General features: G+C 48.9%; 20 protein-coding genes. 13 read left to right on the top strand and 7 right to left on the bottom strand.

Going from position 1 to position 26,309, the window contains the following annotated elements; all coding sequences use genetic code 11:
• Window positions 1-44 precede the first annotated feature (44 nt).
• Window positions 45-1,049, top strand: coding sequence for a cytochrome-c peroxidase (locus JYJ62_RS09070; RefSeq protein ID WP_205341889.1), 1,005 nt, complete (start codon window positions 45-47; stop codon window positions 1,047-1,049).
• A gap of 50 nt (window positions 1,050-1,099) precedes the next feature.
• Here JYJ62_RS09070 and JYJ62_RS09065 read toward each other — a convergent pair whose 3' ends face one another.
• Entirely contained in the window at window positions 1,100-1,387 is a 288-nt protein-coding gene (locus JYJ62_RS09065; protein WP_420042836.1) for a YheV family putative zinc ribbon protein, read from the bottom strand.
• 11 nt (window positions 1,388-1,398) lie between these two features.
• Entirely contained in the window at window positions 1,399-3,450 is a 2,052-nt protein-coding gene (prlC, locus tag JYJ62_RS09060) for an oligopeptidase A (RefSeq protein ID WP_205341887.1), read from the bottom strand.
• Between the two features lie 99 nt (window positions 3,451-3,549).
• Between prlC and JYJ62_RS09055 the strand changes: the two genes are divergently transcribed.
• The gene (locus JYJ62_RS09055) at window positions 3,550-4,086 is read left to right on the top strand and encodes a gamma carbonic anhydrase family protein (protein ID WP_205341886.1); all 537 of its coding nucleotides are present in this window, start codon (window positions 3,550-3,552) and stop codon (window positions 4,084-4,086) included.
• 49 nt (window positions 4,087-4,135) lie between these two features.
• On the opposite strand, the gene JYJ62_RS09050 is transcribed toward JYJ62_RS09055, so the two are convergent.
• The 5 genes from JYJ62_RS09050 to def are packed head-to-tail and all read right to left on the bottom strand — an operon-like array spanning window position 4,136 to window position 9,827.
• Window positions 4,136-5,587 (bottom strand): TrkH family potassium uptake protein, encoded by a 1,452-nt coding sequence (locus JYJ62_RS09050; protein ID WP_205341885.1) that lies wholly within the window; start codon window positions 5,585-5,587, stop codon window positions 4,136-4,138.
• A 34-nt stretch (window positions 5,588-5,621) separates the two neighbouring features.
• Window positions 5,622-6,995 (bottom strand): Trk system potassium transporter TrkA, encoded by a 1,374-nt coding sequence (trkA, locus tag JYJ62_RS09045; RefSeq protein WP_205341884.1) that lies wholly within the window; start codon window positions 6,993-6,995, stop codon window positions 5,622-5,624.
• 9 nt (window positions 6,996-7,004) lie between these two features.
• The gene (gene rsmB / locus JYJ62_RS09040; protein WP_205341883.1) at window positions 7,005-8,318 is read right to left on the bottom strand and encodes a 16S rRNA (cytosine(967)-C(5))-methyltransferase RsmB; all 1,314 of its coding nucleotides are present in this window, start codon (window positions 8,316-8,318) and stop codon (window positions 7,005-7,007) included.
• On the bottom strand, window positions 8,315-9,259 hold the full coding sequence (gene fmt, locus JYJ62_RS09035; RefSeq protein WP_205341882.1) for a methionyl-tRNA formyltransferase: 945 nt from the start codon (window positions 9,257-9,259) through the stop codon (window positions 8,315-8,317). Before fmt ends, rsmB begins: the two co-directional genes overlap by 4 nt.
• A 58-nt stretch (window positions 9,260-9,317) precedes the next feature.
• The gene (gene def, locus JYJ62_RS09030; RefSeq protein WP_205341881.1) at window positions 9,318-9,827 is read right to left on the bottom strand and encodes a peptide deformylase; all 510 of its coding nucleotides are present in this window, start codon (window positions 9,825-9,827) and stop codon (window positions 9,318-9,320) included.
• A 151-nt stretch (window positions 9,828-9,978) separates the two neighbouring features.
• Here def and JYJ62_RS09025 point away from each other — a divergent pair, with 151 nt between their 5' ends.
• The 11 genes from JYJ62_RS09025 (at window position 9,979) to bcsC (ending at window position 26,296) form a co-directional block, all read left to right on the top strand.
• Entirely contained in the window at window positions 9,979-10,998 is a 1,020-nt protein-coding gene (locus tag JYJ62_RS09025; protein ID WP_205341880.1) for a LysM peptidoglycan-binding domain-containing protein, read from the top strand.
• A 145-nt stretch (window positions 10,999-11,143) separates the two neighbouring features.
• Window positions 11,144-12,241: a DNA-processing protein DprA gene (gene dprA, locus JYJ62_RS09020; RefSeq protein ID WP_205341879.1), complete on the top strand. Its 1,098-nt coding sequence runs from the start codon at window positions 11,144-11,146 to the stop codon at window positions 12,239-12,241.
• Window positions 12,242-12,392: 151 nt separating this feature from the next.
• The gene (locus tag JYJ62_RS09015) at window positions 12,393-13,994 is read left to right on the top strand and encodes a BcsE family c-di-GMP-binding protein (RefSeq protein WP_205341878.1); all 1,602 of its coding nucleotides are present in this window, start codon (window positions 12,393-12,395) and stop codon (window positions 13,992-13,994) included.
• 10 nt (window positions 13,995-14,004) lie between these two features.
• On the top strand, window positions 14,005-14,175 hold the full coding sequence (locus JYJ62_RS09010; protein WP_205341877.1) for a cellulose biosynthesis protein BcsF: 171 nt from the start codon (window positions 14,005-14,007) through the stop codon (window positions 14,173-14,175).
• Complete coding sequence (gene bcsG, locus JYJ62_RS09005) at window positions 14,165-15,805, top strand: cellulose biosynthesis protein BcsG (RefSeq protein WP_205341876.1); 1,641 nt, start codon at window positions 14,165-14,167, stop codon at window positions 15,803-15,805. Before JYJ62_RS09010 ends, bcsG begins: the two co-directional genes overlap by 11 nt.
• Window positions 15,795-15,989 (top strand): BcsR/BcsP family cellulose biosynthesis protein, encoded by a 195-nt coding sequence (gene bcsR, locus JYJ62_RS09000; protein ID WP_205341875.1) that lies wholly within the window; start codon window positions 15,795-15,797, stop codon window positions 15,987-15,989. Before bcsG ends, bcsR begins: the two co-directional genes overlap by 11 nt.
• Window positions 15,990-16,031: 42 nt before the next feature.
• Entirely contained in the window at window positions 16,032-16,754 is a 723-nt protein-coding gene (locus JYJ62_RS08995; RefSeq protein WP_205341874.1) for a cellulose synthase operon protein YhjQ/BcsQ, read from the top strand.
• Complete coding sequence (bcsA, locus tag JYJ62_RS08990) at window positions 16,754-19,327, top strand: UDP-forming cellulose synthase catalytic subunit (RefSeq protein WP_205341873.1); 2,574 nt, start codon at window positions 16,754-16,756, stop codon at window positions 19,325-19,327. Before JYJ62_RS08995 ends, bcsA begins: the two co-directional genes overlap by 1 nt.
• A 16-nt stretch (window positions 19,328-19,343) precedes the next feature.
• Complete coding sequence (gene bcsB, locus JYJ62_RS08985; RefSeq protein ID WP_232365751.1) at window positions 19,344-21,662, top strand: cellulose biosynthesis cyclic di-GMP-binding regulatory protein BcsB; 2,319 nt, start codon at window positions 19,344-19,346, stop codon at window positions 21,660-21,662.
• Complete coding sequence (gene bcsZ / locus JYJ62_RS08980) at window positions 21,655-22,758, top strand: cellulose synthase complex periplasmic endoglucanase BcsZ (RefSeq protein WP_205341872.1); 1,104 nt, start codon at window positions 21,655-21,657, stop codon at window positions 22,756-22,758. The genes bcsB and bcsZ overlap by 8 nt, the downstream gene beginning before the upstream one ends.
• A complete protein-coding gene (bcsC, locus tag JYJ62_RS08975) occupies window positions 22,751-26,296 on the top strand; it encodes a cellulose synthase complex outer membrane protein BcsC (RefSeq protein WP_205341871.1) in 3,546 nt (1,181 codons plus the stop codon). Before bcsZ ends, bcsC begins: the two co-directional genes overlap by 8 nt.
• Window positions 26,297-26,309: the final 13 nt, after the last annotated feature.

Genomic DNA, 26,309 nt, shown 5'->3' with positions numbered 1-26,309 from the left:
GCTAGCTATAAGAAAGATATGACATTCCATAGAGGAATAACCTGATGCTTAGATTATCCGTATTAGCACTGACTATCAGTTTGAGTGCTGGTGCTTTTGCTGCACCACAAAAAAACGAACCGATTCAACCGATTGAGCCTGCAGTGATCACTGATCAAGCAAAAGTTGAATTAGGTAAGCAGCTATTTTTTGATCCGCGCTTATCGAAGTCTGGCTTTATCTCCTGTAACTCATGCCATAACTTGAGCATGGGTGGTAGTGATAATTTACCGTCGTCGATTGGCCATAATTGGCAAGAAGGTCCGATTAACTCGCCAACAGTATTAAACTCTAGTTTGAACTTGGCACAGTTTTGGGATGGTCGTGCTGCTGACTTGCAAGAGCAGGCGGGTGGCCCGATTGCTAACCCTATGGAAATGGGCTTTACTCACGATTTAGCTGTGGGTGTATTAGTGTCTATTCCACAGTATGTGCAGTCGTTTAAAAATGTTTATAAAACTGAAAAAATCACTATTAATGAAGTCACTGATGCGATTGCTGAGTTTGAAAAAACGCTAGTTACGCCCAATGCCCCCTTTGATAAGTGGCTTAAAGGCGATGAAGCGGCGCTAACGGCAGAGGCTAAAGCAGGTTATCAACTGTTTAAAGATGTGGGTTGTACTGCTTGTCACAATGGCCCGGCTGTGGGTGGCAACTCCTTTCAGAAAATGGGTCTGGTGGAAGCCTATACCACCACTAACCCCGCAGAAGGTGTCGCTGGTTTGACCGGAGATGACTTAGATCGCTTTAAGTTTAAAGTGCCTACTCTGCGTAACGTCGAATTAACCTACCCGTACTTCCATGACGGTGCTTACTGGAATTTGGAAGAAGCAGTGGATGTGATGGCGCGTTTACAGTTGGGCCGTAAGCTTGATAAAACTGAGATCAGTCAGATTACCGCGTTCTTGAAAAGCTTAACCGGTGAGCAGCCACATTTTGCTATACCGATGTTGCCGCCATCTACTCCGGCAACACCACGCCCTGAGCCCTTTGTGAAAGTCGCTCCCTGAGTGAATAAAAAACGGCCTTAGGGCCGTTTTTTATTGGTGCAACTAACGTTCTATTTTTTCAATTTTGGATTAGGGAAAAACTGCAGCGCTTGCCCAGTGGTTTCCTTGGGCTTTTTCAGAGCGCTAACATTGACCCGCGTGACCAATTCATTAGGAATCGAATTACCGTCGGCATTTAAGGTATCGCCGTAACCACATTTGACGCAGTCACGGTGCGGAACGCCATCGACTTCCCACATCCGAATGGTATCTATGGTTTCGCAGGCTGGGCATACCGCGCCGGCGATAAAGCGCTTTTTAGGTTCAGTGTCAGTGCTATTGCTTGGCGTAGTCATGATCATCTCGTCTGTTATGCTGCATGGTCGTCGCTGAGGCAACTGTGACGCAGTAATGCATCAATTTCAGGCTCGCGTCCGCGAAACTCGATAAACAGTTGCATGGGTGATTGTGAGCCACCTTTGGCAAGGATGGCATCACGGAAAGCCCGGCCGGTCACGGGGTTGAGTACGCCTTCTTCTTCAAAGCGCGAAAAAGCATCCGCCGAGAGTACTTCAGCCCATTTGTAGCTGTAGTAACCTGCAGCGTAACCACCGGCAAAAATATGCGCAAAGCTATTAGCAAAACGGTTCCAACTCGGTGGCACCATCACGGCAACTTGGTCACGTACCGCGTGCAGCACATCCAGTACGCTACGGCCATCACCATGGCTACAGTGCAGTTCAAAGTCGAACAGTGAAAACTCGAGCTGACGCAGCATACCTAAGCCTGATTGGAAGTTACGTGCGGCCAGCATTTTGTCGAGCAGTGCTTTGGGCAGTACGTCTTGCGTTTCGTAATGACCAGAAATCAGCGCTAAGCCTTCAGGCTCCCAACACCAGTTTTCCATAAATTGGCTGGGCAGCTCAACCGCATCCCATGCCACACCGTTGATCCCAGAAGCACCAGCAAACTCAATACGAGTGAGCAGGTGGTGTAGGCCATGGCCGAATTCGTGGAATAAAGTGGTGACTTCATCGTGGGTCAGTAGTGCTGGTTTGCCTTGACTGGCCGGAGTGAAGTTGCAGACTAAGTAAGCAATTGGATTGATCAGCTGACCGTTTGCGGCGCGATACTTATCGCGTGAACCATCCATCCAAGCACCGCCGCGTTTGTGTGAGCGAGCGTAAAGGTCAAAGAAGAAGCGCCCAACATGTTTGCCGTCCTCGCTGATTTCAAACAAGCGCACATCAGGGTGCCAGCTGTCGAAGTCGCTCAGTTCAGTGATTTGGATGCCATACAGTTGCTCAACAATGGCAAAGAGGCCGCTTAATACTTTGTCGATCGGGAAGTAGGCGCGTAACTCTTCTTCGCTGATATCGTAGCGTTGTTCGCGGAGTTTTTCGCTAAAATAGCCGATATCCCAGCTGTTTAAATCGCTGACATGCTGCTCAGCGGCAAAAGCGCGTAACTCGGTTAAATCTTGCTCGGCAAAGGGCTTGCTACGCTCGGCGAGGTCGTGCAAAAAGCTCAATACTTGCTCTGAGGACTCCGCCATTTTGGTGCTCAGCGACAACTCGCTGTAGTTTTTGAAACCGAGTAATTGTGCCAGTTCTAAGCGCAAATCGAGGATCTCAGCCATCACTGGCGAGTTATCCAGCTGACCGGCATTGGGACCTTGATCCGAGGCGCGAGTGCTGTAGGCACGATAGACTTCGGCACGTAAATGACGATCATCAGCGTAGGTCATGACGGCGTAGTAGCTGGGGAACTCAAGGGTGATTAACCAGCCGTCCAGCCCTTTATCTTGTGCTGCTTGGGCCATTTGCTCTTTTGCTGAGTCGGTGAGGCCAGCTAACGCCTGCTCATCAGTAATATGCTTGGTCCAGGCTTGGGTGGCATCCAGCAAGTTATTTGAGTAGGTACTGGACAAGTCAGAGAGGCGCATTTGAATCTCGCCATAACGTTTTTGCTTGGCGGGTTCTAAATCAATACCGGATAAGCGGAAGTCACGCAGCTCATCTTCTAAAATGGTTTTTTGTGCAATCGAAAACTGCTCAGCAGCAGGACTATTGGCCAGCGCTTGGTAAGCATCAAATAAGGCTCGGTTTTGTCCTTGCTCCGTCCAAAATTCAGACAACTTAGGCAGGCAGGCTTCATAGGCTGCCCGTAACTCAGGACTGTTGCACACAGCATTGAGATGACTGACTGGGCTCCACGCTTCACCTAAGCGTGCGCCGAGTTCGTCCATTGGCAAAACTAAACTGTCCCACGTCGGCGCGTGTGTGCTACTTAATAATTGTGCAATCGCCGCACGACTGTCGGCGAGGATGGTGTCAATGGCCGGTTCGATATGCTCAGGACGGATAGCTGAGTAGCTGGGTAAGTCAAAATCTTGCAGGAGAGGATTGTCTTGATCAGTCACGGGAATACCTGTAAATACAAAAGATGGATGGCTGGCTGCAGCCAATAATGACTCTATCTTAATACAAATCAGCGCCAGCGCGGTTTAGGGTTTTCTATTATGTCGATTAGAATCTATAACAAAACATTACCACAGTGTGGCAGTAGGGTGTTCATTGATCCCAGTGCCGTGGTGATTGGCGATGTGCACTTGGGCGATGATTGTTCGGTGTGGCCACAAGCGGTGATTCGTGGGGATATGCATTCAATTCGCATTGGTGCGCGGACCAGTGTGCAAGATGGCAGCGTGTTGCACATTACTCATGCGGGACCTTTTAATCCGCAGGGTTATCCATTAACGATTGGCGAGGATGTCACCATCGGCCATCAGGTTTTATTGCATGGTTGCAGTATTGGTTCGCGGATCTTGATTGGGATGGGATCGATTGTGATGGATGGTGCGCGGATCGATGATGATGTGGTGCTCGGAGCGGGCAGTTTGGTGCCGCCAGGTAAGCATCTGTTGAGTGGTTATTTATATATGGGGCGTCCAGCGCAGCAAGTGCGCGCTTTAACTGAAGATGAAATGGCTTTCTTTACTTATGGTGCCGGTAATTATGTGCGTTTAAAAGAGAGCTATCTGGCGCAAGAGGAATAAGTCGTGTGTCGCGGCGTGACAAGGCCGCAGTGCCTTGTCACGTTGCTGTTTAATAGCGCCAGAATGCCGGCGATAACAAAATCAATAAAGAAAACACCTCAAGACGGCCGAGAATCATCGCTAGACTCAGAATCAACTTTGCCGTGTCTGGCAAGCTGCCATAATGTGCGGTGGCATCACCTAAGGCTGGACCGAGGTTGTTCATGCAAGAGGCCAATGCGGAGAAGGCTGTAATCGGATCGAGTTCGCAAGCCAGCAGCGCCAGCATCAGAGTAAAGAAGGTCACCATATACACCACACAAAAGCCCCAGACCGACTCAATCACGCGATCGGGGACTTTGCGTTTACCCAGTTTAATGGTGAAGACCCCATTGGGGTGCAACAGGCGCTGAATCTCACGTTGGCCTTGGCGGTACAGGAGCATGACGCGCATGACTTTCATGCCGCCACCGGTAGAGCCCGCACAGGCACCAATAAAGGTGGTGTACAGCAGTAAAAAGGGTAGAAAGCTGGGCCAGCCACTGAAGTCAGTAATACCAAAACCGGTAGTGGTCGCTACAGAAACTACTTCAAACGCAGCGTAGCGAATCGACAGTAAAGGGTCGTCATGATGGTTGTAAATCATCAAGACCGCGGCAGTCACTAAAAAGGCTGCGGCGAGAATCTTTAAATAGGTTTGGCACTCTGGATCTTTTAAGTAGGCTGTTAACGAGCGGCTGCGTAAGGCTAGAAAATGCAGGGCAAAGTTCATCCCAGAAACAGCCATAAAAAAGATACAGATCAGCTCAATCAGCGCGCTATCAAAGTAACCAATACTGGCGTCATGAGTAGAGAAACCACCAATGGCGATGGTTGAAAAACTGTGACCAATCGCATCGAAAAGGTTCATGCCTGCCGCCCAATACGCGAATGCACAGAGCAGGGTCAGGCCACAATAAATCAGCCATAAGGTTTTCGCGGTATCGGCAATACGTGGCGAGAGCTTGTTGTCTTTGAGCGGTCCCGGCATTTCCGTACGGTACAGTTGCATGCCACCAACACCCAGCATCGGCATAATCGCTACTGCCAAGACCACGATGCCCATACCACCAAGCCATTGCAATTGCTGGCGATAATAGAGGATCGAGCGTGGCAGTTGATCAATGCCGGTGAGTACCGTGGCACCCGTGGTGCTGAGTCCAGAAAAGGCTTCAAACAGCGATTCGCTGACACCCATATTTGGACTGGGTGACAGCATAAAAGGGATGGCCCCGAAGCTGCCCAGTACGATCCAGAACAGTGCTGTGATTAAGTAACCATCGCGCACCCGCAGCTCCGCTCGAGCATGGCGCACGGGCAGCCAAATAAATAAGCCGGTCAATAAAGTGATGGCAAATGACCAAGCAAAACTTGAGCTTGAACCCCCGTCATCATACAAAGCAATCAGTAGTGGCGGCACATGGCTGACGCTGAAGAGCATCAAGAGAACGCCAAGAATTCGACCAATCGCGGCAAAGTGCATGCTTGCTACTCGTTATAAATACGCAGGGTATCGGTTAGAAAAAGGTCAGGCCCGGCTGGAACAGACGTTCCACATCACGGATATATTTCTTATCCACAACGAACAAAATAAAGTGATCATCGGCTTGAATAACAATATCTTCGCTGCCGATCAGTACTTCGTCATTACGAATAATGGCACCAATCGTCGTCGCCGGTGGTAATTGAATTTCACTGACTTTGCGCCCGATCACTTTACTGGATTTACGATCACCATGGGCAATCGCTTCAATGGCTTCTGCAGCACCACGGCGTAGCGAGTGAACGCTGACAATATCACCGCGACGTACATGCGAGAGTAAAGTGCTCAGAGTGGCCAATTGTGGACTGATGGCAATATCAATCGCGCCGCCTTGCACTAGATCAGCGTAAGCCGGGTTGTTAATGATCGCCATCACTTTGCGCGCACCAAGACGTTTTGCCAGTAACGAGGCCATGATATTGGCCTCATCATCATTGGTTAGCGCTAAGAAGATATCCACTTCATCGATATTTTCTTCAACCAATAAATCACGGTCAGACGCACTGCCATGCAGCACCACTGTGGTGTCTAAACTGTCGGATAAATAACGGCAGCGGGCCGCATTAATTTCAATGATTTTGACTTGATAGCGGCTTTCAATCGCTTCAGCGAGACGTTCACCAATATGGCCACCACCGGCAATAATAACTTTGCGGTAGCTGTCTTCCATACGGCGTAACTCACTCATCACCGCACGAATGTGGCCACGAGCAGCAATGAAGAAAACTTCATCATCCACCTCGATAATGGTATCGCCGGTGGGGAAAATCGGTCGGTCACGGCGGAAAATAGCAGCAACACGAGTTTCAACACTGGGCATGTGCTCCCGTAATTGGCGCAGCTCTTGACCGACTAGCGGGCCGCCATAATAGGCGCGTACGCAGACCAATTGTGCTTTGCCTTCGGCAAAATCCAGCACTTGCAAGGCGCCAGGGTATTCAATCAAACGCTTAATATGATTGGTTACCGCTTGTTCGGGGCTGATCAATACATCAATTGGAATGGCATCGGTATCAAATAATTCAGAGCGGGTTAAGTAAGCAGACTCGCGAACTCGAGCAATCTTGGTGGGCGTGCGAAACAGTGTATGCGCGACTTGGCAGGCGACCATATTGGTTTCATCACTGTTGGTCACCGCTACCAGCATATCGGCATCGTCGGCACCGGCTTGACGCAAAATGGTTGGAAACGAACAATGACCGACCACGGTACGAATATCTAAGCGGTCACCCAGATCACGTAAGCGCTCAGTATCGGTATCTACCACGGTAATATCATTGGCTTCGCTGGCCAAATGCTCTGCCAACGTACCGCCAACTTGCCCTGCACCAAGAATAATAATTTTCATGCGATGTCCTTAAGTGCTCTGTGCTGGCGCTTGTTTGAGCAGACGGGCATAGTAAAAACCATCATGCCCACCGACTTGAGCGAGCAGTTGCTGGCCGTGAGGTTGCTTTTTGCCGAATTCTGCACTGAAGGGTAATTCTTGTGCATCACTGGTGCGCTGTAAAAACGCGGCAATCACCTCAGTGTTTTCTGTGGGTAGCGTAGAGCAGGTTGCGTATAGCAAGATACCGTTTTCTGCGAGAGTCGGCCATAAAGCGTCGAGCAGCTCACCTTGCAGTTGTGCTAAGGCGGCAATGTCATCGGCTTGGCGGGTCAGTTTAATATCGGGGTGACGACGAATCACACCGGTGGCCGAGCAAGGCGCATCAAGTAAAATACGCTGAAAAGCTTGACCGTCCCACCATTGATCAACCGCTCGCGCATCACCTGCCAGTAGCGTTGCTTTGAGCTTTAAGCGTGTCAGGTTCTCTTTCACCCGCTCTAAACGTTGCGGTTCTAAATCAATCGCGACGACTTCTTGTAATAGTGGCTGACGTTCTAAAATATGACAGGTTTTACCGCCCGGCGCACAGCAGGCATCCAGGACTCGTTGCTCAGGTTCGAGCAGCAGCAGTTGCGCGGCTAATTGTGCGGCTTCGTCTTGTACGCTCACCGCCCCATCGGCAAAGCCCGGTAGGAGCATGACATCGCAAGGCGCAGCTAAGGTGATACCGTCTTGACTAAATGATGTTGGTTGCGCGGCAATGTTGCGCTCAGCCAGCTGCGCTAAATACGCCTCACGGCTGGACTGCTGTTGATTGACCCGCAGGGTAAAAGGCGGGTGGCTGTTATTGGCCGCACAGATCGCCAGCCAGTCATCTGGCCAAAAGGCTTTCAGTGATTTTTGCAGCCAGCGTGGGTGTGCAGTTAAGACCACCGGATCTTTCTCAAGAGTCGGCAGCAGCGTTTCCGCTTCACGCTGGGCACGGCGTAAGACCGCATTGAGCAAGCCTTTGGCCCACGGTTTTTTCAGTGCAGTGGCGCAGCCAACGGTTTCCGCAATGGCGGCGTGTGCTGGAATACGGGTATACAGCAGCTGGTATAAGCCGATTAAGAGTAAGGCTTCAACATCTTGATCGGCTTTACGAAAAGGCTTACTCAGTAGCGCTAAGGCTAAAGCAGATAAACGCGGCTGCCAACGGGCAGTGCCAAAGGCTAGCTCTTGTACTAGACCTCTATCACGTAGCTCAACACGTTCCAGTTGTGTCGGCAAGCTGCTGGCTAATGAGGCTTTGCCAGCGAGGACAGCAGTCAGTGCACGCGCTGCCGCGAGACGAGGGTTCATAGACCTAATACCTGACCAACAGTGAACAACGCTTGCTTACTGTTAAGCAGATCGCTAAAGGCCAAGGCTTTGCCGTTGGGCAGTTGTAGGTGAGTCAGGCGCAGAGCTTGCTCGCCACAGGCGACCAATAAACCGTCACGCTCGGCGCTGAGAATTTCGCCCGGCTGACCTTGGCCGTCGGCCAGTTCGGCGGCATGGATTTTGAGTGTTTCACCGGCTAGCGTACTGTGACAAATCGGCCAGGGGTACATGGCGCGGATTTGGCAATCTAAGACGGCGGCGGGGCGCTGCCAATCAATTAGCGCGGCTTGTTTGTTGAGTTTGTGTGCATAGGTGGCCAAACCATCGAGCTGCTTTTCAGCGCTTAAACTGCCATCCACGAAACCTTTGATGGTTTGCAACACGGCATCGGGGCCGAGTGTAGCTAAGCGATCATGCAGGCTGCCACCGGTATCGGTAGCCAGAATGGGTGTGCTGACTTTAAGCAGCATGGGCCCCGTGTCTAAGCCTGCCTCCATTTGCATTACAGTAATGCCGCTTTCGCTATCGCCCGCTTCAATCGCCCGCTGAATCGGTGCTGCACCACGCCAGCGCGGTAACAATGAGGCATGGCTATTGATGCAACCTAAACGAGGCGTATCAAGAATCACTTGTGGCAAAATTAAACCGTAAGCCACCACCACCATCAGATCAGCATTGAAGTTGGCAAGCTCTTGCTGCGCTTCGGGACTGCGTAAGTTAACCGGTTGCAGCACAGGAATAGCATGCTGCACTGCCAGTTGCTTAACCGCACTGGGGGTCAGTTTTTGACCGCGTCCAGCGGGACGATCCGGTTGCGTATAGACCGCTACAATGCTGTGCTCGCTATCGAGTAGCGCTTGTAAATGACTGGCGGCAAACTCAGGTGTCCCAGCAAACACAATACGTAGAGAGGAAGACATACAATTACCTTGCGAAGACAAAGGAGGTGTCACTGCGCAGCCGTGACTTGAAAAACGTTTAATCTTTTTGCTGGCGATGAATTTTTTCTAGTTTTTTCTTAATGCGATTACGTTTGAGTGAGGACAGATAATCAACAAATAGCTTACCGTTTAAATGGTCGCATTCGTGTTGAATACAGATGGCCAGCAATTCGTCAGCTAATATCTCAAAGGGCTTACCGTTGCGATCTAGCGCACGTATTTTTACCCGCTGTGGTCGTTGCACATCTTCAAAAAAGCCCGGCACCGAGAGACAGCCTTCTTGATAAAGCCCGGTTTCATCGGTAAGTACTTCAATTTCAGGGTTAATAAACACTTGCGGCTCAGATTTATCTTCAGATAAATCCATCACCACCAAGCGAATATGTTGATCGACCTGAGTGGCAGCTAAACCAATACCGGGTGCGTCGTACATGGTTTCTAGCATGTCATCAATCAGGGTGCGGATTTCGTCATCGACCTGCGCCACAGGTTTAGCTATGGTGCGCAGTCGAGGGTCGGGATATTCGAGTATATTTAAAATTGCCATATGCGTTGGTAATGTACTTCTGGAGTAAAATTAGACAGCACTGCTACTATGATGCGTAGCATAATGAAGAAATAGCGGTAAAGCCAAGATTGGGTTCTGGAATCGTCATCAGGCGATCCACTATATTACATATGATAAAGGGATTCGCTGGATGAGGAAAACATTACTTGCTTTGTTACTACTTGTGACTGCTGCAGTGCAAGCACAAGTACAGCTGAAAGACGGCCATCCTGACAGTTATACTGTGGTTAAAGACGATACCTTATGGGATATTTCTGGTAAGTTTTTGAGCAAACCATGGAAGTGGCCAGAGCTTTGGCATGCTAACCCACAAGTGGCGAACCCGCATTTAATTTATCCTGGTGATCGTTTAAGCCTTGTGTATGTCGATGGCCAGCCACGTATCATGCTGAATCGTGGTGCCAGTCGTGGCACGATTAAATTATCACCTAAGTCACGCAGTACGCCAATGGCTGAAGCGATCCCCACGATACCGTTACGGGCTATCAATAGTTTTCTGTTGAGTAATCGTATTGTTGATAGCAAAGCAGAGTTCAGTGAGGCGCCTTATGTGGTAGCTGGGAATGCCGAGCGTGTTGTCAGTGGCAGCGGTGATCGTATTTATGTCCGTGGTGAGGTTGAAGACAATGCTATTTATGGTCTTTATCGCCAAGGTCGCAGCTACATTGACCCCATCACTCAAGAGTTTCTGGGTATTAATGCCGATGATATCGGTAGTGGCGAAGTGGTTGCCGTCGATGGTGATGTCAGCACGATGCAGTTAACTCGCACCACCCAGGAAGTGCGAATTGCTGATCGTTTATTCTCCACTGAAGAGCGGGCGATTAACTCTACATTTGTTCCCAGTGAGCCGAATACCGAGATTAATGGTGTCATTCTTGATGTGCCGCGTGGTGTATCGCAAATTGGCCAGTTTGACGTAGTGACCATTAATAAAGGCGCGCGTGATGGCTTGCTCGAAGGCAATGTTTTAGCGGTTTATAAAACCGGTGAGACGGTGCGTGATCGTATGAGCGGTGAGTCGGTAAAAATTCCCGATGAGCGTTCTGGTTTGCTAATGATATTTCGCACCTATGACAAGCTCAGCTATGGCTTAGTCCTCTATGCCAGTCGTCAACTGGCAGTGATGGATAAAGTTCAAAACCCTTAGGCACAGGTTTTGGCTAGATAATCGTTTAATAACAGCATCAAGCGCTCTGGCAACAGAGCGTTTTTTTGCTTTTTAGTAGGGGCTGACTACACTGAATAGCACGAATGACAGGATGTCATTTATCTCTTAAATTAAGGATGTTGATATGACGCATTGCTCTCCAGCAGAACTTGAAGCGCGCCTGCGCTTGCATAGCCTTCCAGATATTGGGCCGCAACGCTTTTATAAATTACTTGAAGTGTTTGGCTCAGCCAGTTCAGCTCTCAGTGCCCCTGCTGCGGCCTGGCGTGCTATCGGTATGCCGCAGAGCAGTACAGAAGCACGGCGCTGTGATCGAGTCCGCGATCAAGCCTTGCTGACCTTGCGATGGGCAGAGCGCAAGCAGCAGCATCTCCTCTTACATGATATGCCAGCGTACCCAGCACTGTTAAAAGAAACAGCAGGGGCACCACCGCTGCTGTTTGTGCAAGGTGACCCCTCCATTTTGGAACGTCCGCAAATTGCCATTGTTGGCAGCCGTCAAGCCGCACAACCCAGCTTAGATACCGCACGACGTTTTGCCCGCAGCTTAGCTAAGGGTGGTTTTACCGTGACCAGCGGTTTAGCGTTAGGAGTGGATGCTGCGGCGCACCAAGGTGCTTTAGATGTTGAAGGTGTCACTATTGCGGTGGTGGGAACGGGACTTGATCAAATGTATCCAGCACGGCATCGCGGTTTAGCGCAGGCGATTATTGAACAAGGTGGTGCATTAGTGTCGGAGTTGGCGTTGCGCAGTGCGCCACATGCCAGCCACTTTCCGCGTCGCAACCGCATTATCAGCGGCCTCTCGTTAGGTGTCTTAGTGGTGGAGGCCAGCCCGTCCAGTGGTTCGCTGATTACCGCACGTTTAGCCGCCGAGCAAGGACGTGAAGTGTATGCCATTCCAGGCTCAATTCATGCACCAGGCGCACGCGGCTGTCATCAGTTGATTCGTGATGGTGCATTATTGGTTGAATGTGTCGATGATATTTTAGCCTCGCTACAAGGATGGCAATTCACTGCACCATCTGTGCAGCCCGCCGTACAACAATCACTGGCACTGCAACACCCGCTGCTTGAACTGTTAAAAGTGCAGCCGCTGGGTACTGATGAGTTGGTTGGCTTAACTGAACTGCCTTTGCAAGAGGTGCTAACCACGCTGACTGATTTTGAACTTGAAGGAAATGTTGTCTGCGAAGGAGGGCGCTGGTTATATCGAGCGTAATAGTCACTATCTTTTAGATTAATTAATATTAATTATGTGATATTGTCCGACAATATGGCACCAAACGATGTCTGCCAGAAATAAAATTTAAGCTTTCACGCTCTTGAGTGATAAGTATTAAAGTAATATTTTATTAGATTTTGGCGGAATTATGAGTACGTTGCGAAGCAGCTTTAACTGGTTGGTAGAGCCTTCTCTCGGCATCGCCGATTGCTTGCAGGAATACCAACAGATGCGGGCCGGCTCAGTCTATTGGCTGAGCATTGATCGTCATATCAATGCTTTGCGCTTTGCAGCACAAACGTTGGCCGGTTTAGATCACCGTAGCCGTGCCGTCCTGGTTGCTTGCGATAAGATCCCAGCGGTTATTTCGGCATTAGCAGACGATCAGGGGCCGGCTGAGTTGCGTAGTTATTCGTTACAAGGTGAGCTGCCAAAAGCTGTACTGCATCTGACTGAGCAGTTAGATCGTAAACTTAAGCCTGTCAAGCGTCTGATCGTATGCGTGCTGCCAATAGAAGCGCTGAGTCTGCTAGAAAAAAATACCCGTACGCTACTTAAGCGCTGGCGCGATTGGTGTGAAAGTAATAGCTGCATCTTATTGGTCTTGGCTTATGGTGAAGAAGCTTCGCGCATCAGCCGAAGATTGCAGCTTGAAAGTGGGTTTTTATCGGGGGCGGCCTATGTACAAGAGCAGGCTAGCGGCTATGTTTATCAGCTTGACTACTGGATCAATAGCCTCGGCGTGCAAGGCGCTACAGAGTTTTTACTGCAGGATAAAAATACTGAGTTTCAATTAGTTAAAACACCGGTTAAGCAAATTGATGTGCCGCAGGGCGAAATCTTTCTACAGCGCAGTGTGCTTGAAGGTGCGCCTATTTTTATGGCTGAGAAATGGCGTATTGCTGAAGACTGGCCAGAGCTGGTTAAATTAGTGCACATAACCGCGCGCGGTACCTTTGTGTTTGCTTTATGTGCCAGTCATGAGCTTGAGCCATTAGCGCGTATGCTCTATGACTTGCGGCAGCAAAGAGGGGTGGCGGTGACCTTGGTCGTGCGCGAAATGAAGCAAGTGTTACGTCATCAAGAGCAGCAGCTGCTGCAGCAGTGTGGTGCAGATTTGGTTGTTGCTGCTGGCACTCACTTAGCGCGTTTTTTTAGCCTGCTACAAAACCTGCAGAGCCAAAAAAGCACTCAGCCACTAACCGACAACTTAGAAGCGGCTTTGGCTAAAGTAAGAACACCTGAGGTTAAAGGAGTTATCTCGGTTTTTGAGTTTACCAACTATCTCAAAACAGTGTTGGCGAGTGCATCAGCTACAGAAACAGAAGGTATTTTAGTCAGTATGCGCCCTGTGCCCATGCTAACTGTTGCACAGGTGCTGAGACAGTTGAAAATGCTGCGTAAAGGTGATGTAGCCTGCGCTGCTGATGGCGTGGTGTATGTGTTTTTATTTGGTTGTCAGTTTAGTTTTGTTGAGATTGCGCTACAAAGAATATTTTCTTTACCGTTTAAAGACATCATCGCTGCACATCAAGTACACAGTGAGCGCCTCAGTATTGAGGATCATATTCGGCGATTGCAAATACATAACATGAGCCAAACCTCTGCTGACGTTGAGCAACCGATAGCAGAAGACGTCACCGTTGATCTTAGCCACGACAACAGCGAACATACCCGTCTCACCGCGATGATGTTTAAGCCGTACCTTAAACCCTTACAATTACGTCGTGATAATGAGTGGAAACTCTAGGGTGATCAGTATGGGATTATTTTTGCTGGGTGCCCTCTGTGGCTGTGTTTTGACCTTGTGGTTTAAAAGAGTCAGACGTTGGTTAGCTGTGCGCATGTTACCTGCGCGCTATTTACAGGAGCACGCGGTGCGTCGTCGTCGTACGTCTGAAGCAGCAAAAGAGGCGCCTCGTGGTAAATAATCTTGACGCGAAGCCTCAATCAACCAGCACCGACTTATGGCGTGGTTTGGCTGGCTGGAATTTTTATTTTCTAGCGAAGTTGGCGCTGTATTGGGCGGGATCTATTCATTTTGATGTTTTTTATAATCTAGTTTTTGCCGCATTTTTATTAATTCCGCTTGGGCCAAGATGGCTGCATCGCCTACGCAATGTGCTGGCCTTACCTATTGCGATAGCCTTGTTATATTACGATAGTTGGTTGCCGCCCTTTAAGCGTTTACTTGAACAGCCTGAAGTACTGAATTTTTCTAGTGAGTACTTGTTGGAGTTGACGCTGCGCTTTATTAATTGGCAGCTATTGGGTGCTGGCCTACTTTTTCTAATGGTGTATTTGTTTCTTGCGCAGTGGCTGCGGATGACCGCTTGGAGTCTTTTGGCTTTATTGCTGGTGGCGTTACCCAGCATTCCAGGACTGCCACGTTTATCATGGCAGGACGCGACAAGCACCGTAGCGCAGCGTTTAAATGTCTCAACCGAGAATCCCGTAGCAACAGAGCCACGTCGCGGCGACATTAATACCTTATTGAATAAAGACCTTGAGCTCTTTTACCAAGCAGAAAAAAGTAGACAGACCACCTTCTCTTTACCCTTAGCAGATGCGGTACCGTTTGATTTGTTATTGCTCAATATCTGCTCATTAGCCTGGTCAGATTTAGAGGTGAGTCAGCTTGTAGAGCATCCATTATTCGCAAAAATGGATATTGTTTTTGATAATTTTAATTCTGCTACCGCTTATAGCGGCCCGGCTGTCCTAAGATTAATGCGTGCCAGTTGTGGTCAACCTGCACACGACGCTTTGTATCAGCAAGCAGATAGCCAATGTTACTTATTTGAAAACTTAAAACAGCTAGGCTTTGCGGATAGCGCTGCACTTAATCATACCGGTGAGTTTGAAGGGTTTGTTGATGAGTTAGGCTTGGCCGGTATTTCGTCTAAACCCATGATACCGCAGGGTCTAAAACCTAAGTTAAAAGCGTTTGATGACTCACCTATTTGGGGCGATTATGATACGTTAAAATTATGGTGGCTTGATCGGTTGCAAAAAAACTCACCCGCTGCTGCGCTGCTCTACAACAGTATTAGTTTGCATGATGGTAATCGTGAGGCCACGGTCGATGGCGGTAGCCGCTCTTCGCCTTATGCCGCTCGGGCAAAAAAATTACTGGATGACTTGGATGCCTTTATGGCCGAACTCCAAGCCAGTGGACGCCAAGTGATGGTTATCTTTGTTCCTGAACATGGTGCCGCATTAGCCGGTGATCGTATGCAAATGGCGGGTTTGCGCGAAATCCCTACGACAGAGATTACTCATATTCCGGTGGCTGTGCGTTTGCTTGGCCATGCCTCAGTTGCACCTCATGAAACACTGCATATCAGCACCCCGAGCAGTTACTTGGCGCTATCTGAGCTGATTTCTAGAGTCATTAGCCGCGATATATTTGCTCAGTCACAAACAGACTGGCAAGCATTGACCTTGGACTTACCAGAGACGCAAGCAATCTCAGAAAATAGTGGAACCGTGATGATGGCGTATCAAGGTGCGACTTATCTTCGTTTGGGTCAGCGTGATTGGGTTAAATATGCCCCATAGTACAGATGCAAATACGACCGATGCAGCGTCGAGTGTGATGTTATCAGATGATATTGAGTCGTTAAAAAAAGAGCTCAATACCGGGGCGTTTAATTATATTGATATCGCCTCTGTAGAAATCTGGAAGAAATATTTAGAAGAATGGCCCTTACTTGCTGAGTGGGATGCATGGAGTAAGACATAAAATTATGTGTAATTAATTTTATCTGGATTTAAGGGGCGGTAGATGCAAGTAACTGTTTGTGGATTACGCGGCGGAGTCGGCACAACAAGTATTGTTGCCATGCTCGCTGATGCCCTGAGTTTGATGGGTGAGTCAGTCTTGCTGATTGATTTAAATCCAAGTGATCTTTTACGCCTGCATTTTAATATCCCTTATGCCGACATCAATGGTTGGGCGTTTGGTGAGGCCGAGGGCAGTGGCTGGCAGCAACACACCTATCAAGTGAAAGATAATCTGTATGTCTTGCCTTATGGACGCCATGGCTTAGCGACATTAACCGCTGATATAGCGATGACGGTCAATGGTGCAGCGCTGTGGAGTAATCAGCACCTACTGGCTGCAACAGGTTATGCATGGGTTATTTTTGATGTGCCTAGCAACACTCCGCACTACGCCAGCTTATGTGAGAGCAGTGACTTAAATGTATTAGTGGCGCAGGCCGACATGGCCAGTCATATCTTGTTAGGACAGTACCCTTTAGCTGAGAAAACTAAAGTGCTGGTTAACCAGTTGAATGTTCAGCAGCGTTTAAGCGATGCGGTTCTACTGGACTGGAATATCCGCTATGGGACACATTTGGTACCGCTTAGCGTACGTCAGGATTTACACATACAAGACGCTTTTGCACATAAAATGCCAGCAACCACTTACTTTCCTAATGCCTCGGCGGCTTGTGACGTGATCAGCTTAGCCACCTGGTGTTTAGTGCAGCGCGGAGTACTCTGATGATCGAGGTGCTGCAGAAACAATATCAAGCGGCTCAGCAGCGCCAGATGGGTTCTGTGAGTGCCTCTGTTTTTGTCGTATTGTGGCTGTTTGCATATGTTTTTTTATGTTTAGAAGGACCTACATGGCAAGGGCTTTGGCAGCGTTATCAGCCTTGGTTTAAGCATTTGACCCTTAGACCGTATCAGCCAGCAGATCCTATACGCTACGCCATACAAGTGTTGTGGTTGGTGTTTATACGAATTCCAGCAACGCACACTCACAGTTTTGCGCTGGGTCTGAAAAAAATGTGGGACGCCGTGTTACGGCAACGGCGCTCTTTACATCAGTTTTTAGCGAAAGGAATGCGTCCCGTCACCGCACGGATTCTACAGCGGCCTGTGTTTTTTAATCCCCGACACCTTGCCAGACGTATCGCTCAGCAACGGCTCAACCGACTAGTACTGATTGCACTTGGGATAGTGCTGGTGTCATTAGCTCTCCTATTAGTCACTCAGCCCTTTAGCTTATTAGCTCAGTTTGTTTTTGTGATGTTGCTGTGGAGCGCCGCCATGCTGGTGCGACGTGTGCCTGGCCGCTTTTCATCTTTGTTGCTAATCATTTTATCGCTGACGGTGTCTGCGCGTTATATCTGGTGGCGTTATACCTCAACTTTAAATTGGAGCAGCAAGCTCGACTTGGTGTTTGGTATCATTTTGCTGGTGGCTGAGACCTATTCATGGTTCGTTTTGGTGATGGGTTATATCCAGACTGCTTGGCCTTTACATCGCAAGATTGCAGCATTACCTGCTGATCGCCGTTTATGGCCCACAGTTGACCTGATGATTCCGACCTATAACGAAGATCTCAGTGTGGTAAAACCGACGGTGTATGCCGCACTAGGTATGGACTGGCCAGCCGATAAGTTACGTATTCATCTGTTGGATGATGGACGGCGTGAGACGATGCGGATTTTTGCTGAGCAAGCCGGTATTGGTTATATCGTGCGTGCTGATGGACGGCATGCCAAAGCAGGTAATCTAAATAATGCTTTAAAGCATACGGATGCTGATCTGGTTGCTATTTTTGACTGTGACCATGTGCCCAGCCGTTCTTTTTTACAGTTGACCGTCGGCTGGTTTTTGCGTGATGAAAAATTAGCGTTAGTGCAGACGCCGCACCACTTTTTCTCCCCTGATCCCTTTGAGCGTAATCTTGGCCATTTTGGTAAACAGCCTAACGAGAACGAGCTCTTTTATGGCCTGATTCAGGATGGTAATGACTTATGGAATGCGGCGTTTTTTTGCGGCTCTTGTGCGGTATTAAGGCGCAGTGCGGTTGAGTCAATCGGCGGCTTTGCGGTAGAAACTGTGACTGAAGATGCCCATACCGCGTTGCGCTTGCACCGTAATGGCTATAACTCAGCCTACTTGCGCATTCCTATGGCAGCGGGTTTAGCCACTGAAAGTCTCTCTGCGCATATTGGTCAGCGTATTCGTTGGGCTCGGGGTATGGCGCAGATTTTTCGTACCGACAACCCGTTACTGGGTAAAGGCTTAAATGCCTTTCAGCGGTTATGCTATTTGAATGCCATGATGCACTTTCTAGCAGGGATTCCGCGCATTATTTATTTAACCGCGCCGTTGGCTTTCCTGTTATTTCACTCCTATATCATTTACGCACCAGCGCTGGCCATTATGCTGTATGTCTTGCCACATATGATCCACGCCAGCTTAACTAACTCTGTCATCCAAGGTGCTTATCGACGTAGCTTTTGGGGTGAAATTTATGAAACTGTTTTGTCTTGGTATATCGCCAGACCCACTACCGTTGCGCTCTTTTCTCCCAATAAAGGCAGTTTTAATGTCACCGCTAAAGGGGGGTTGATTGAGCATGAATACTTCGACTGGAAAATTGCTAAACCTTATGTGCTCTTAGCTTTGCTTAATGCCTTAGGTTTAGCTTTTGGTATCTGGCGGCTGTGGAGCGGACCTGTGGATGAGCAAGCTACAGTGCTGATTACCATGCTCTGGGTGATGTATAACTTAATTGTTTTAGGGGGTGCTGTCGGTGTCGCGGCAGAAGTACGGCAAACCCGGCAAAGCCATCGTATTACTGCCCGTTTGCCTGCCGATATTATAGATGCCAGTGGCTATATGCACAGTGGCACCTTAACCGACTATGCCGACGTAGGTGTGGGTCTGAAGCTGGCCGGTAGCGCAGCACCCTCGGTTGGTGAGCGGGTCACGTTGGTCTTAGCGAGAGGCACCCGACAATTTAGCTTCCCAGGGCGCATCAGTCGCAATCTTGATGGCTATATTGGTCTTCATTTTGAAGCGCTGAGCAAACAGCAACAGATTAATTTTGTGCAGTGTACCTTTGCCCGAGCGGATGCTTGGTTGACACATAATCAAGATTTTTCTCTAGATCGGCCGATGCAAAGTTTTGCTGATATTGTTTTGCTGAGCTTATCTGGTTATCAGCATCTGGCTCAATATTTACCTTTTCCACTGAGTTGGATTGTTGAGCGGTTGACGCAAGTGGTGCTGTGGATCATGTCGTTTTTACCACGCACACGCCCTATTGTTTACTAATAAGAGTTCATTAAACATGATGTCCAAGCCTCTATTACATAAGTTGCAGATGGGTCTAGCAGGCTTACTATCCTGTTTTTTATATAGTACTGCCTATGCGCAGCTCGCAGCGGCTCCCCTAGCTGCAGCAGAGTCGGTTATCGAGCTTGATCCCGCTACGCTGGAGACGCGGCCTTTAGCACCACTGCGTAGCGATATATATGGCTTAACCCGTTTAGCGCAAGGTGATAACTTTAAATTGTTGGGTATCGATAATACTCAGCAACTGGAGTTTACGGTGCGTCGCGATCAAGTCGTGACCAGCGCTGAATTGGATTTAGTCTTTACACCGTCACCGGCATTGCTACCAAAGCTGTCTCATTTGCGCGTGTATTTAAATGAAGAGATGATGGGCGTTGTATCTATAGACGATGCTGAACCGGGGCAACAAGTGCGCCGAGCGCTCGCGTTGGACCCTCGTATGATGATGACATTTAATCGCATACGTTTAGAATTTGTTGGACATTACACCGATATTTGTGAGGATTTAGCCCACTCTTCCTTGTGGTTGGATATCAGCCAGAAAACTCAAGTGCGAGTCAATCAGCAAGCATTAGCGTTGAGCAATGATCTTTCTTTTTTTCCAGAACCTTTTTTTGATGCAGGTGATATGCGAGCACAAGAGTTGCCTTTTGTCTTTGCTGAAGCACCCAGTAGTCAACAGTTACAAGCCAGCGTGATTCTGTCATCTTACTTTGGTACTCAGGCCAAGTGGCGTGAGCTGAGCTTTCCAGTGCATTACAACAACTTGCCACAGCAGCATGTGATCGTTTTTGCCACTAACTCGCAGCGTCCAGACTTTCTCAAGGATTACCCGCAAGTGCAGGGTCCTGTGGTTGATTTAATCAGTCTGCCGGACAGTCCATATTATAAAATGCTGTTGGTGTTAGGTCGTGATGATAGCGACTTAGTGACTGCAGCTTCAGCGCTAGCGATTGGTAATCCGCTGTTTCGTGGGCAAAGTGTCAGCGTTAATGAGGTTAAAAATATTGCGCCGCGTAAACCTTATGATGCGCCCAATTGGGTGAGCACTGAGCGACCTGTGTTTTTCTCTGAGCTGAGCAGTTACCCAGGTCAACTGGAGGTGTCAGGACTGTTACCTCCACCGATTATATTGAATCTTAATTTGCCACCTGACTTGTTTATTTGGCGTAACAGCGGTATTCCCACATCTATCATTTATCGCTATTCACCACCCATCAACAATGATGATTCGCGACTCAATTTAAGTATTAACGACAATTACATACACAGTTATAGCTTACGCTCGAGTAACCAGCAGGGACTGTTAACAAAAATGCGTTTGCCGTTAATGGATAATGAAAGAGCCAATACTAACCAAGGGTTGTTAATTCCTGCGCTTAAAGTTGGCTTAACCAACCAGATACGCTTTGATTTCTCCTTTGCTAGCACAGTGGGTAGCGCGCAACGTGATAAATGCCAAACAGTATTGCCGGTTAATATTCGTGCTGCTATTGATGAGAACTCAGTAATCGACTTTTCCGGTTTTCATCATTATCTGGCCATGCCAAATTTATATACGTTTACCGGCAGTGCCTTTCCATTCAGTCGCATGGCAGACTTGTCGGAAACAGTTGTCGTAGCATCTGCTGCAGCAACGACTCAACAGACCCGCTTAGTGCTTGAAGTGCTGAGTAAAATGGGCGCTCAAATTGGCTATCCAGCGCTGAAAGTCCGAGTGATGGATGACTGGGCAGCCGCCAGTCAGCTTGATGCTGATCTGTTGCTGATTGGTAGTATGCCAGCAGATATTAAACAACGTCCTGATGCCCATTTACTGATGCAGGGTACGCAAAGCCGTTTGCGTCAAGCGCGTGAGCCACAGATAAATATTGATGAGAAAAACAGTCACTTTGTTCAATCTGATCAGGGTCAACGTGATCCTCTATCAGCTGTTGATGTTAAGTCGTTGGCACCTATGGCAGCGGTTATCGGCTTACAATCTGAAGTGTATCCGCAGCGCAGTATTGTTGGATTGCTGGCCAGTAGCGATGAAGACTTTGCGTTATTAAGCGCTGCGCTTAATGACCAAGGCAAGCGAGAGGCGATCAAAGGCTCAGTGGCCTTGATTCGAGAATCTGGGGTCAGCTATCACAGTGTTGGCTCTGTGTATTACGTTGGTGATTTGCCTTGGTGGAAGTGGCTTTGGTATCACTTGTCCGACCGACCTTTATTATTAGCCGGAGTCGCCTTTTTTGTCGTGCTACTGGTCTCTGTGTTGTGTTGGCATATGCTTCGCCTGATTGCGCGTAGACGTTTAGGACAAGATGCGTAGAGTATTAGTAGGCATAGTGCTTGGGCTTGTTTGTAGCTTGGCACAAGCCAATGAGACATGCTCTACGTCATGGCATGACTGGAGCGTATTTCAAAAGATGCTGATTAGCGATCAGGGGCGAGTGATTGACGCCTCTGATCCGCGACACATTACGACTTCTGAAGGGCAAAGTTATGCGATGTTTTTTGCCCTCGTCAACAATGATCCACTGCTGTTTCGACGCTTAGTGCGCTGGACCGAAGACAATCTTGCGCAAGGTGATTTAACGGCGCATTTGCCTGCTTGGCTCTGGGGTCGCAGCAGCGAAGATAGGTGGCGTGTTTTAGACACTAATACCGCGTCCGACTCTAATCTATGGATTGCCTACAGCTTATTAGAAGCAGGACGTTTATGGGATGAGCGCAGCTATACCGTGTTAGGTCACTTAATGCTGCAGCGTATGGCGCGAGAAGAGGTGGTTAACGTCCCAGGTTTTGGTTATTTGCTGATGCCGGGTAAATATGGCTTTAGTCACAAAGAGAGCTGGCGATTTAATCCCAGCTATGTGCCACCCCAATTGCTCGCCAGAATCGAGCAGGCTCAACCGGGCACGCCATGGACAGAATTGCTCGCTAATACAGCACGGTTTTTAATAGAAACAGCGCCGCTCGGGCTGGCGCCTGATTGGGTCAGTCGAACTGATCGTTGGACCGCTACTCAAGATGACGAAAAAACGGGCAGTTACGATGCGATTCGAGTGTATTTATGGGTGGGCATGTTGCATCCCGATAGTCTCGATAGCGCTGCCTTAAAAGAGCATTTTAAGCGTGGTTTACTGTCACTTGACCAACACGCTGTACCTGCAGAAAGCATTGATGTACTGCAAGGCACTGCCGAAGGCATGGGGCCGCCGGGCTTTTCTGCGGCACTTTTACCGTTACTCAGCGATACCCCGTTGGCGCAACAACAGCGCCTACGCTTACAACACACCTCTGTCGAAGATCTTGGCTATTACAATCAAGCCTTACTGTTATTTGGCAAAGGATGGGATGAAAAACGTTATTTTTTTGATCAGCACGGCTATTTAGTACCTGCATGGGCGGACTGTAATGAATAAACTCTTATTAAGTATCGCCGCCTGTATAACGTTGAGCGTGGGTTATGCACAGGCCAGTCTTGAGCCTTTAGCCGTTGCCAGTATTGAAAAAAATATGTTGGAGCAGATTCAGCTGGGTGAGGCGCTGTACCGTGATGATATTGTCAGAGATGCGTTAGCGCGCTTATACCGTATTTACCCCAATCACCCACGCGGGATTTTAGCTGAACTGCGTTTAGCGGTACGGCTAGATGATTTGCAACGTGCCTCTGAGCTGCTCGCGAAGCTTAAGCAGGTGGTGCCTGATTCTGAGTTATATAACCAGGGCGCACTCTTGCTTAAGCTGACGGAACCCGCTGCGCGTGAGCAATTAGCGCAAGCACGCTTATATGCGGCAGCAGGACGTTTTGAGGAAGCACGAACAATTTACGATACGTTATTGCAAGGCAACTATCCAGATGCCGATCTTGCTGTTGAGTACTGGCAGGTTCGCACTCAGCAAGCCGTACAGCGCCCGTTAGCCATTGTGGCGTTAACCGCGCTTTTACAGACATTTCCTCAGCATTCAGGTCTGTTAAAAGCACTGATTAATTATCATTTTCAAGACAATCGAACAGCTCAAGCCTTGCAGTACTTGCATCAGTTAGCCGAGCAAAAAGCTCAAGCTGAGTGGGCTGCGAGTCGAGAATTTGCCTATTTAATCACCCTACCGGTCAGCAGTCAGACACGACATTTGTGGGCAGACTTTAGCGAACGCTATGTAGGCTTAGATATCGCATCGAAAGGGCAAGCTGAGCGTGATAAACACATAGCCTTACTGAGTGATCCCGCTTGGCAGGCAGGGCAAGCGGGCTTGCGATTGTTAGAGCAAGGCAATAATAGCCAATCCATTGCACGCTTAAAACAAGCCATTCGCGTCTATCCAGATGATGTCGAATTGTATGGCGCACTGGGACTGGCTTACTCACGAATGGGAGAGCGCACGCAAGCGTTACGCTATTTTCGTTTAGCTAAAGAAAAAGAGCTGCGTGATGATCAAACGTCCAAGTGGATTAGTTTAATTGCTTCGACTGAATATTGGTTATTATTAGATCAAGCAGATGAGGCCTTTGCACGTAGCGATTTTCTACACGCCCAGCAGCTTTATCAGCAAGCCTATCGACGTGATGCACGCAGTATTTTTGCTGTGCTCGGTTTAGCAGATACTGCCTTGGCGATGCAGCAGCCGGAGCCGGCTTTGGCATACTTTACACAAGCACTACGCTTGTCTCCTGCGGATGAAAGTGCCCAGGCGGGTATCTTGCGTTACATCGCCACATTGCCAACAGAGCAAGCGTTTAATCTCTTAACAACGCTCGAGCCGCGCAATGCTCGGCTGTTTGTGCAGACTAAGCTGACCCTACAGATAACCTTGCTTGAACAGCGCGCTGAGCGGGCGCAACAAGAGGGGCGTTGGCATGAGCAGATAGAGGCATTAAGACAAATCCAGCAATTGAACCTAGCTGACCCATGGGCCAGTTATCGCCTAGCCGTCGCGCTACGGGAGCAGGGACAGGATGCGGTCGCTCTAGAAGCTTACCAGCAGCATTTATCGGCGCACCTGCGTAACCCAGTCAGCCGTTATGCGCACGGTCTTTTATTATCAGCAATGGATCGTTGGGATGCTGCGCTAACGACGTTAAATGCCATTCCTGCGTCGGCTTGGACGCAGGACATGCATGCTTTAGCAATGCGTGTACGCAATGTACAGCTGATCGATCAGGCACAGCGCTTGTATGACAGTGGCAACATACAACAAGCATTTGCGCTGCTTGAAGGCGCCACACAATCGCAAGCTGTGCGTCTACAAGTGGCGCAATGGGCTTATGATCTGGGTGATTATGAAAAATCGCTAACCTATTACGAGCAGGTGCTTCAGGTTGAGCCGGACAATCTTGATGCGCGTTTAGGGCAGATGGAAAACTGGGCGGCACAAGGTAATACTGAGCAAGTACGTAAGGCTTTAGACCGTACGGAGTTGACGGCTGAGAATCAGACAGCTAACACGTATCGTCGCGTGGCCAATTTATGGGTGCTGGTGGGTGAAAAAAGTCGAGCACAAAATATTTTACAACAGCAAGCTGCCCTGCTGACTGAACCTAATGCGTTGCTCTATCGCGATTTAGCCCGCTTGACGGCTGAAGAAGATGCGCAGCAAGCGCTGGATTTATATGCTGCCAGTATGCGTGATGCGCAACTGTTAACGACTGCTGCCAGCACCCCGCGTGATAATGTGGCATTCACGACCGCCATGCGTGAAAGCGCCGAAGATGATTGGTTAGCCCGCGGCCTACGCGCCGAAGCCGCGCAATTATATTTGCGTCAAACAGCGACCTTTACCTTACATAATGACCATGCGTGGCGTAATGACGGTACCTCGGGATTGTCAGCGCTGAGCGCCAATACCTCAATAGCGCATGCGGAGTTTGCCTGGCGCGACGGGCGAGCATTTTTACGTGCAGACCATGTACGGTTGGATGCTGGCACATTAAAAAAAGCGGCTGATGGGCGTTACTCAGATCGTTTTGGTACGTGCTCGTTTGCCGGCTCTGATAATTTAGGCAATCAGCAGTCATTAGCCGGATGTAGCCATGGGCTCACACAAAAAGCGGACGGCACCAGTTTTGCTGCAGGTTGGTATAACCAACAATTATCCTTTGATGTAGGCAGTACTCCTTATGGTTTTACTGTGCAAAACTGGGTGGGCGGTATTACTTACTCAGATAAAATAGGTTCTACCGGCTGGAGTCTTACGGCATCACGCCGACCACTATCCAACTCCTTATTATCCTTTGCTGGCGCGAAAGATCCACGCACGGGGATTGAGTGGGGTGGGGTGATGGCCAATGGCGCTGCACTGGGTTTAAGTTGGGATCAGGGTAATGCCAATGGTGTTTGGGCCGATATCAGCCATCATCAGTTAAAGGGAAAAAATGTTGCTGACAATACCCGTTCACGCTTAATGGCCGGCTATTATCGCCGACTGATTAATACACCGCATGAAAGACTGACAGTTGGCGTGAATACGATGCTTTGGCGTTATCAAAAGGACTTGAGTGAATACACTTTAGGCCATGGTGGTTATTACAGTCCGCAGCAATATGCCTCACTATCCTTACCCGTCAGCTATGCCAGACGTACAGTCAACTGGTCGTATCTCTTAGAAGGCAGTGTGTCGGTCTCTGCATCACGAACGCGAGAGATGTCGTATTACCCTGAGCAAGGATTAATAGCCGATCCATGGCAAGACTTGGCCAGTCAGAATGTGTCTTATGCTGACTTTATCGCCGGCAATAGTTTTAAGGGTGGGTCAAGTCGTGGTGTGGGTTACAGCATCACTGGTTTAGTCGAGCGCCGCTTGAATGATTATTGGGTGTTAGGCACCGGCTTAGATTGGCGCTACAGTGAAGATTACTCACCGAGTCGAGCCATGCTTTATGTGCGTTATTCATTTGAGCCTTGGCAGGGTGATTTAAAATTACCCATTGAACCCTTAACGCCTTATGCCGACTTCAAGTAAAATAGCGTCTTAA

The sequence above is a fragment of the Denitrificimonas caeni genome (genome assembly GCF_905120345.1).
Lineage (GTDB): Bacteria > Pseudomonadota > Gammaproteobacteria > Pseudomonadales > Pseudomonadaceae > Denitrificimonas > Denitrificimonas caeni_A.
Note: the sequence above shows the minus strand (reverse complement) of the source record. Positions and strands in the feature narration are given on the sequence as shown.

What these genes read in the sequence shown, in the direction of transcription:
- bcsC (WP_205341871.1), top strand. Translation starts at nt 22,751, where the DNA reads ATGAATAAACTCTTATTAAGTATCGCCGCCTGTATAACGTTGAGCGTG.
- fmt (WP_205341882.1), bottom strand. Translation starts at nt 9,259, where the DNA reads ATGTCTTCCTCTCTACGTATTGTGTTTGCTGGGACACCTGAGTTTGCC.
- JYJ62_RS09010 (WP_205341877.1), top strand. Translation starts at nt 14,005, where the DNA reads ATGGGATTATTTTTGCTGGGTGCCCTCTGTGGCTGTGTTTTGACCTTG.
- JYJ62_RS09015 (WP_205341878.1), top strand. Translation starts at nt 12,393, where the DNA reads ATGAGTACGTTGCGAAGCAGCTTTAACTGGTTGGTAGAGCCTTCTCTC.
- def (WP_205341881.1), bottom strand. Translation starts at nt 9,827, where the DNA reads ATGGCAATTTTAAATATACTCGAATATCCCGACCCTCGACTGCGCACC.
- JYJ62_RS09070 (WP_205341889.1), top strand. Translation starts at nt 45, where the DNA reads ATGCTTAGATTATCCGTATTAGCACTGACTATCAGTTTGAGTGCTGGT.
- bcsZ (WP_205341872.1), top strand. Translation starts at nt 21,655, where the DNA reads ATGCGTAGAGTATTAGTAGGCATAGTGCTTGGGCTTGTTTGTAGCTTG.
- trkA (WP_205341884.1), bottom strand. Translation starts at nt 6,995, where the DNA reads ATGAAAATTATTATTCTTGGTGCAGGGCAAGTTGGCGGTACGTTGGCA.
- JYJ62_RS08995 (WP_205341874.1), top strand. Translation starts at nt 16,032, where the DNA reads ATGCAAGTAACTGTTTGTGGATTACGCGGCGGAGTCGGCACAACAAGT.
- bcsB (WP_232365751.1), top strand. Translation starts at nt 19,344, where the DNA reads ATGATGTCCAAGCCTCTATTACATAAGTTGCAGATGGGTCTAGCAGGC.
- bcsA (WP_205341873.1), top strand. Translation starts at nt 16,754, where the DNA reads ATGATCGAGGTGCTGCAGAAACAATATCAAGCGGCTCAGCAGCGCCAG.
- bcsR (WP_205341875.1), top strand. Translation starts at nt 15,795, where the DNA reads ATGCCCCATAGTACAGATGCAAATACGACCGATGCAGCGTCGAGTGTG.
- JYJ62_RS09050 (WP_205341885.1), bottom strand. Translation starts at nt 5,587, where the DNA reads ATGCACTTTGCCGCGATTGGTCGAATTCTTGGCGTTCTCTTGATGCTC.
- JYJ62_RS09025 (WP_205341880.1), top strand. Translation starts at nt 9,979, where the DNA reads ATGAGGAAAACATTACTTGCTTTGTTACTACTTGTGACTGCTGCAGTG.
- JYJ62_RS09055 (WP_205341886.1), top strand. Translation starts at nt 3,550, where the DNA reads ATGTCGATTAGAATCTATAACAAAACATTACCACAGTGTGGCAGTAGG.
- rsmB (WP_205341883.1), bottom strand. Translation starts at nt 8,318, where the DNA reads ATGAACCCTCGTCTCGCGGCAGCGCGTGCACTGACTGCTGTCCTCGCT.
- dprA (WP_205341879.1), top strand. Translation starts at nt 11,144, where the DNA reads ATGACGCATTGCTCTCCAGCAGAACTTGAAGCGCGCCTGCGCTTGCAT.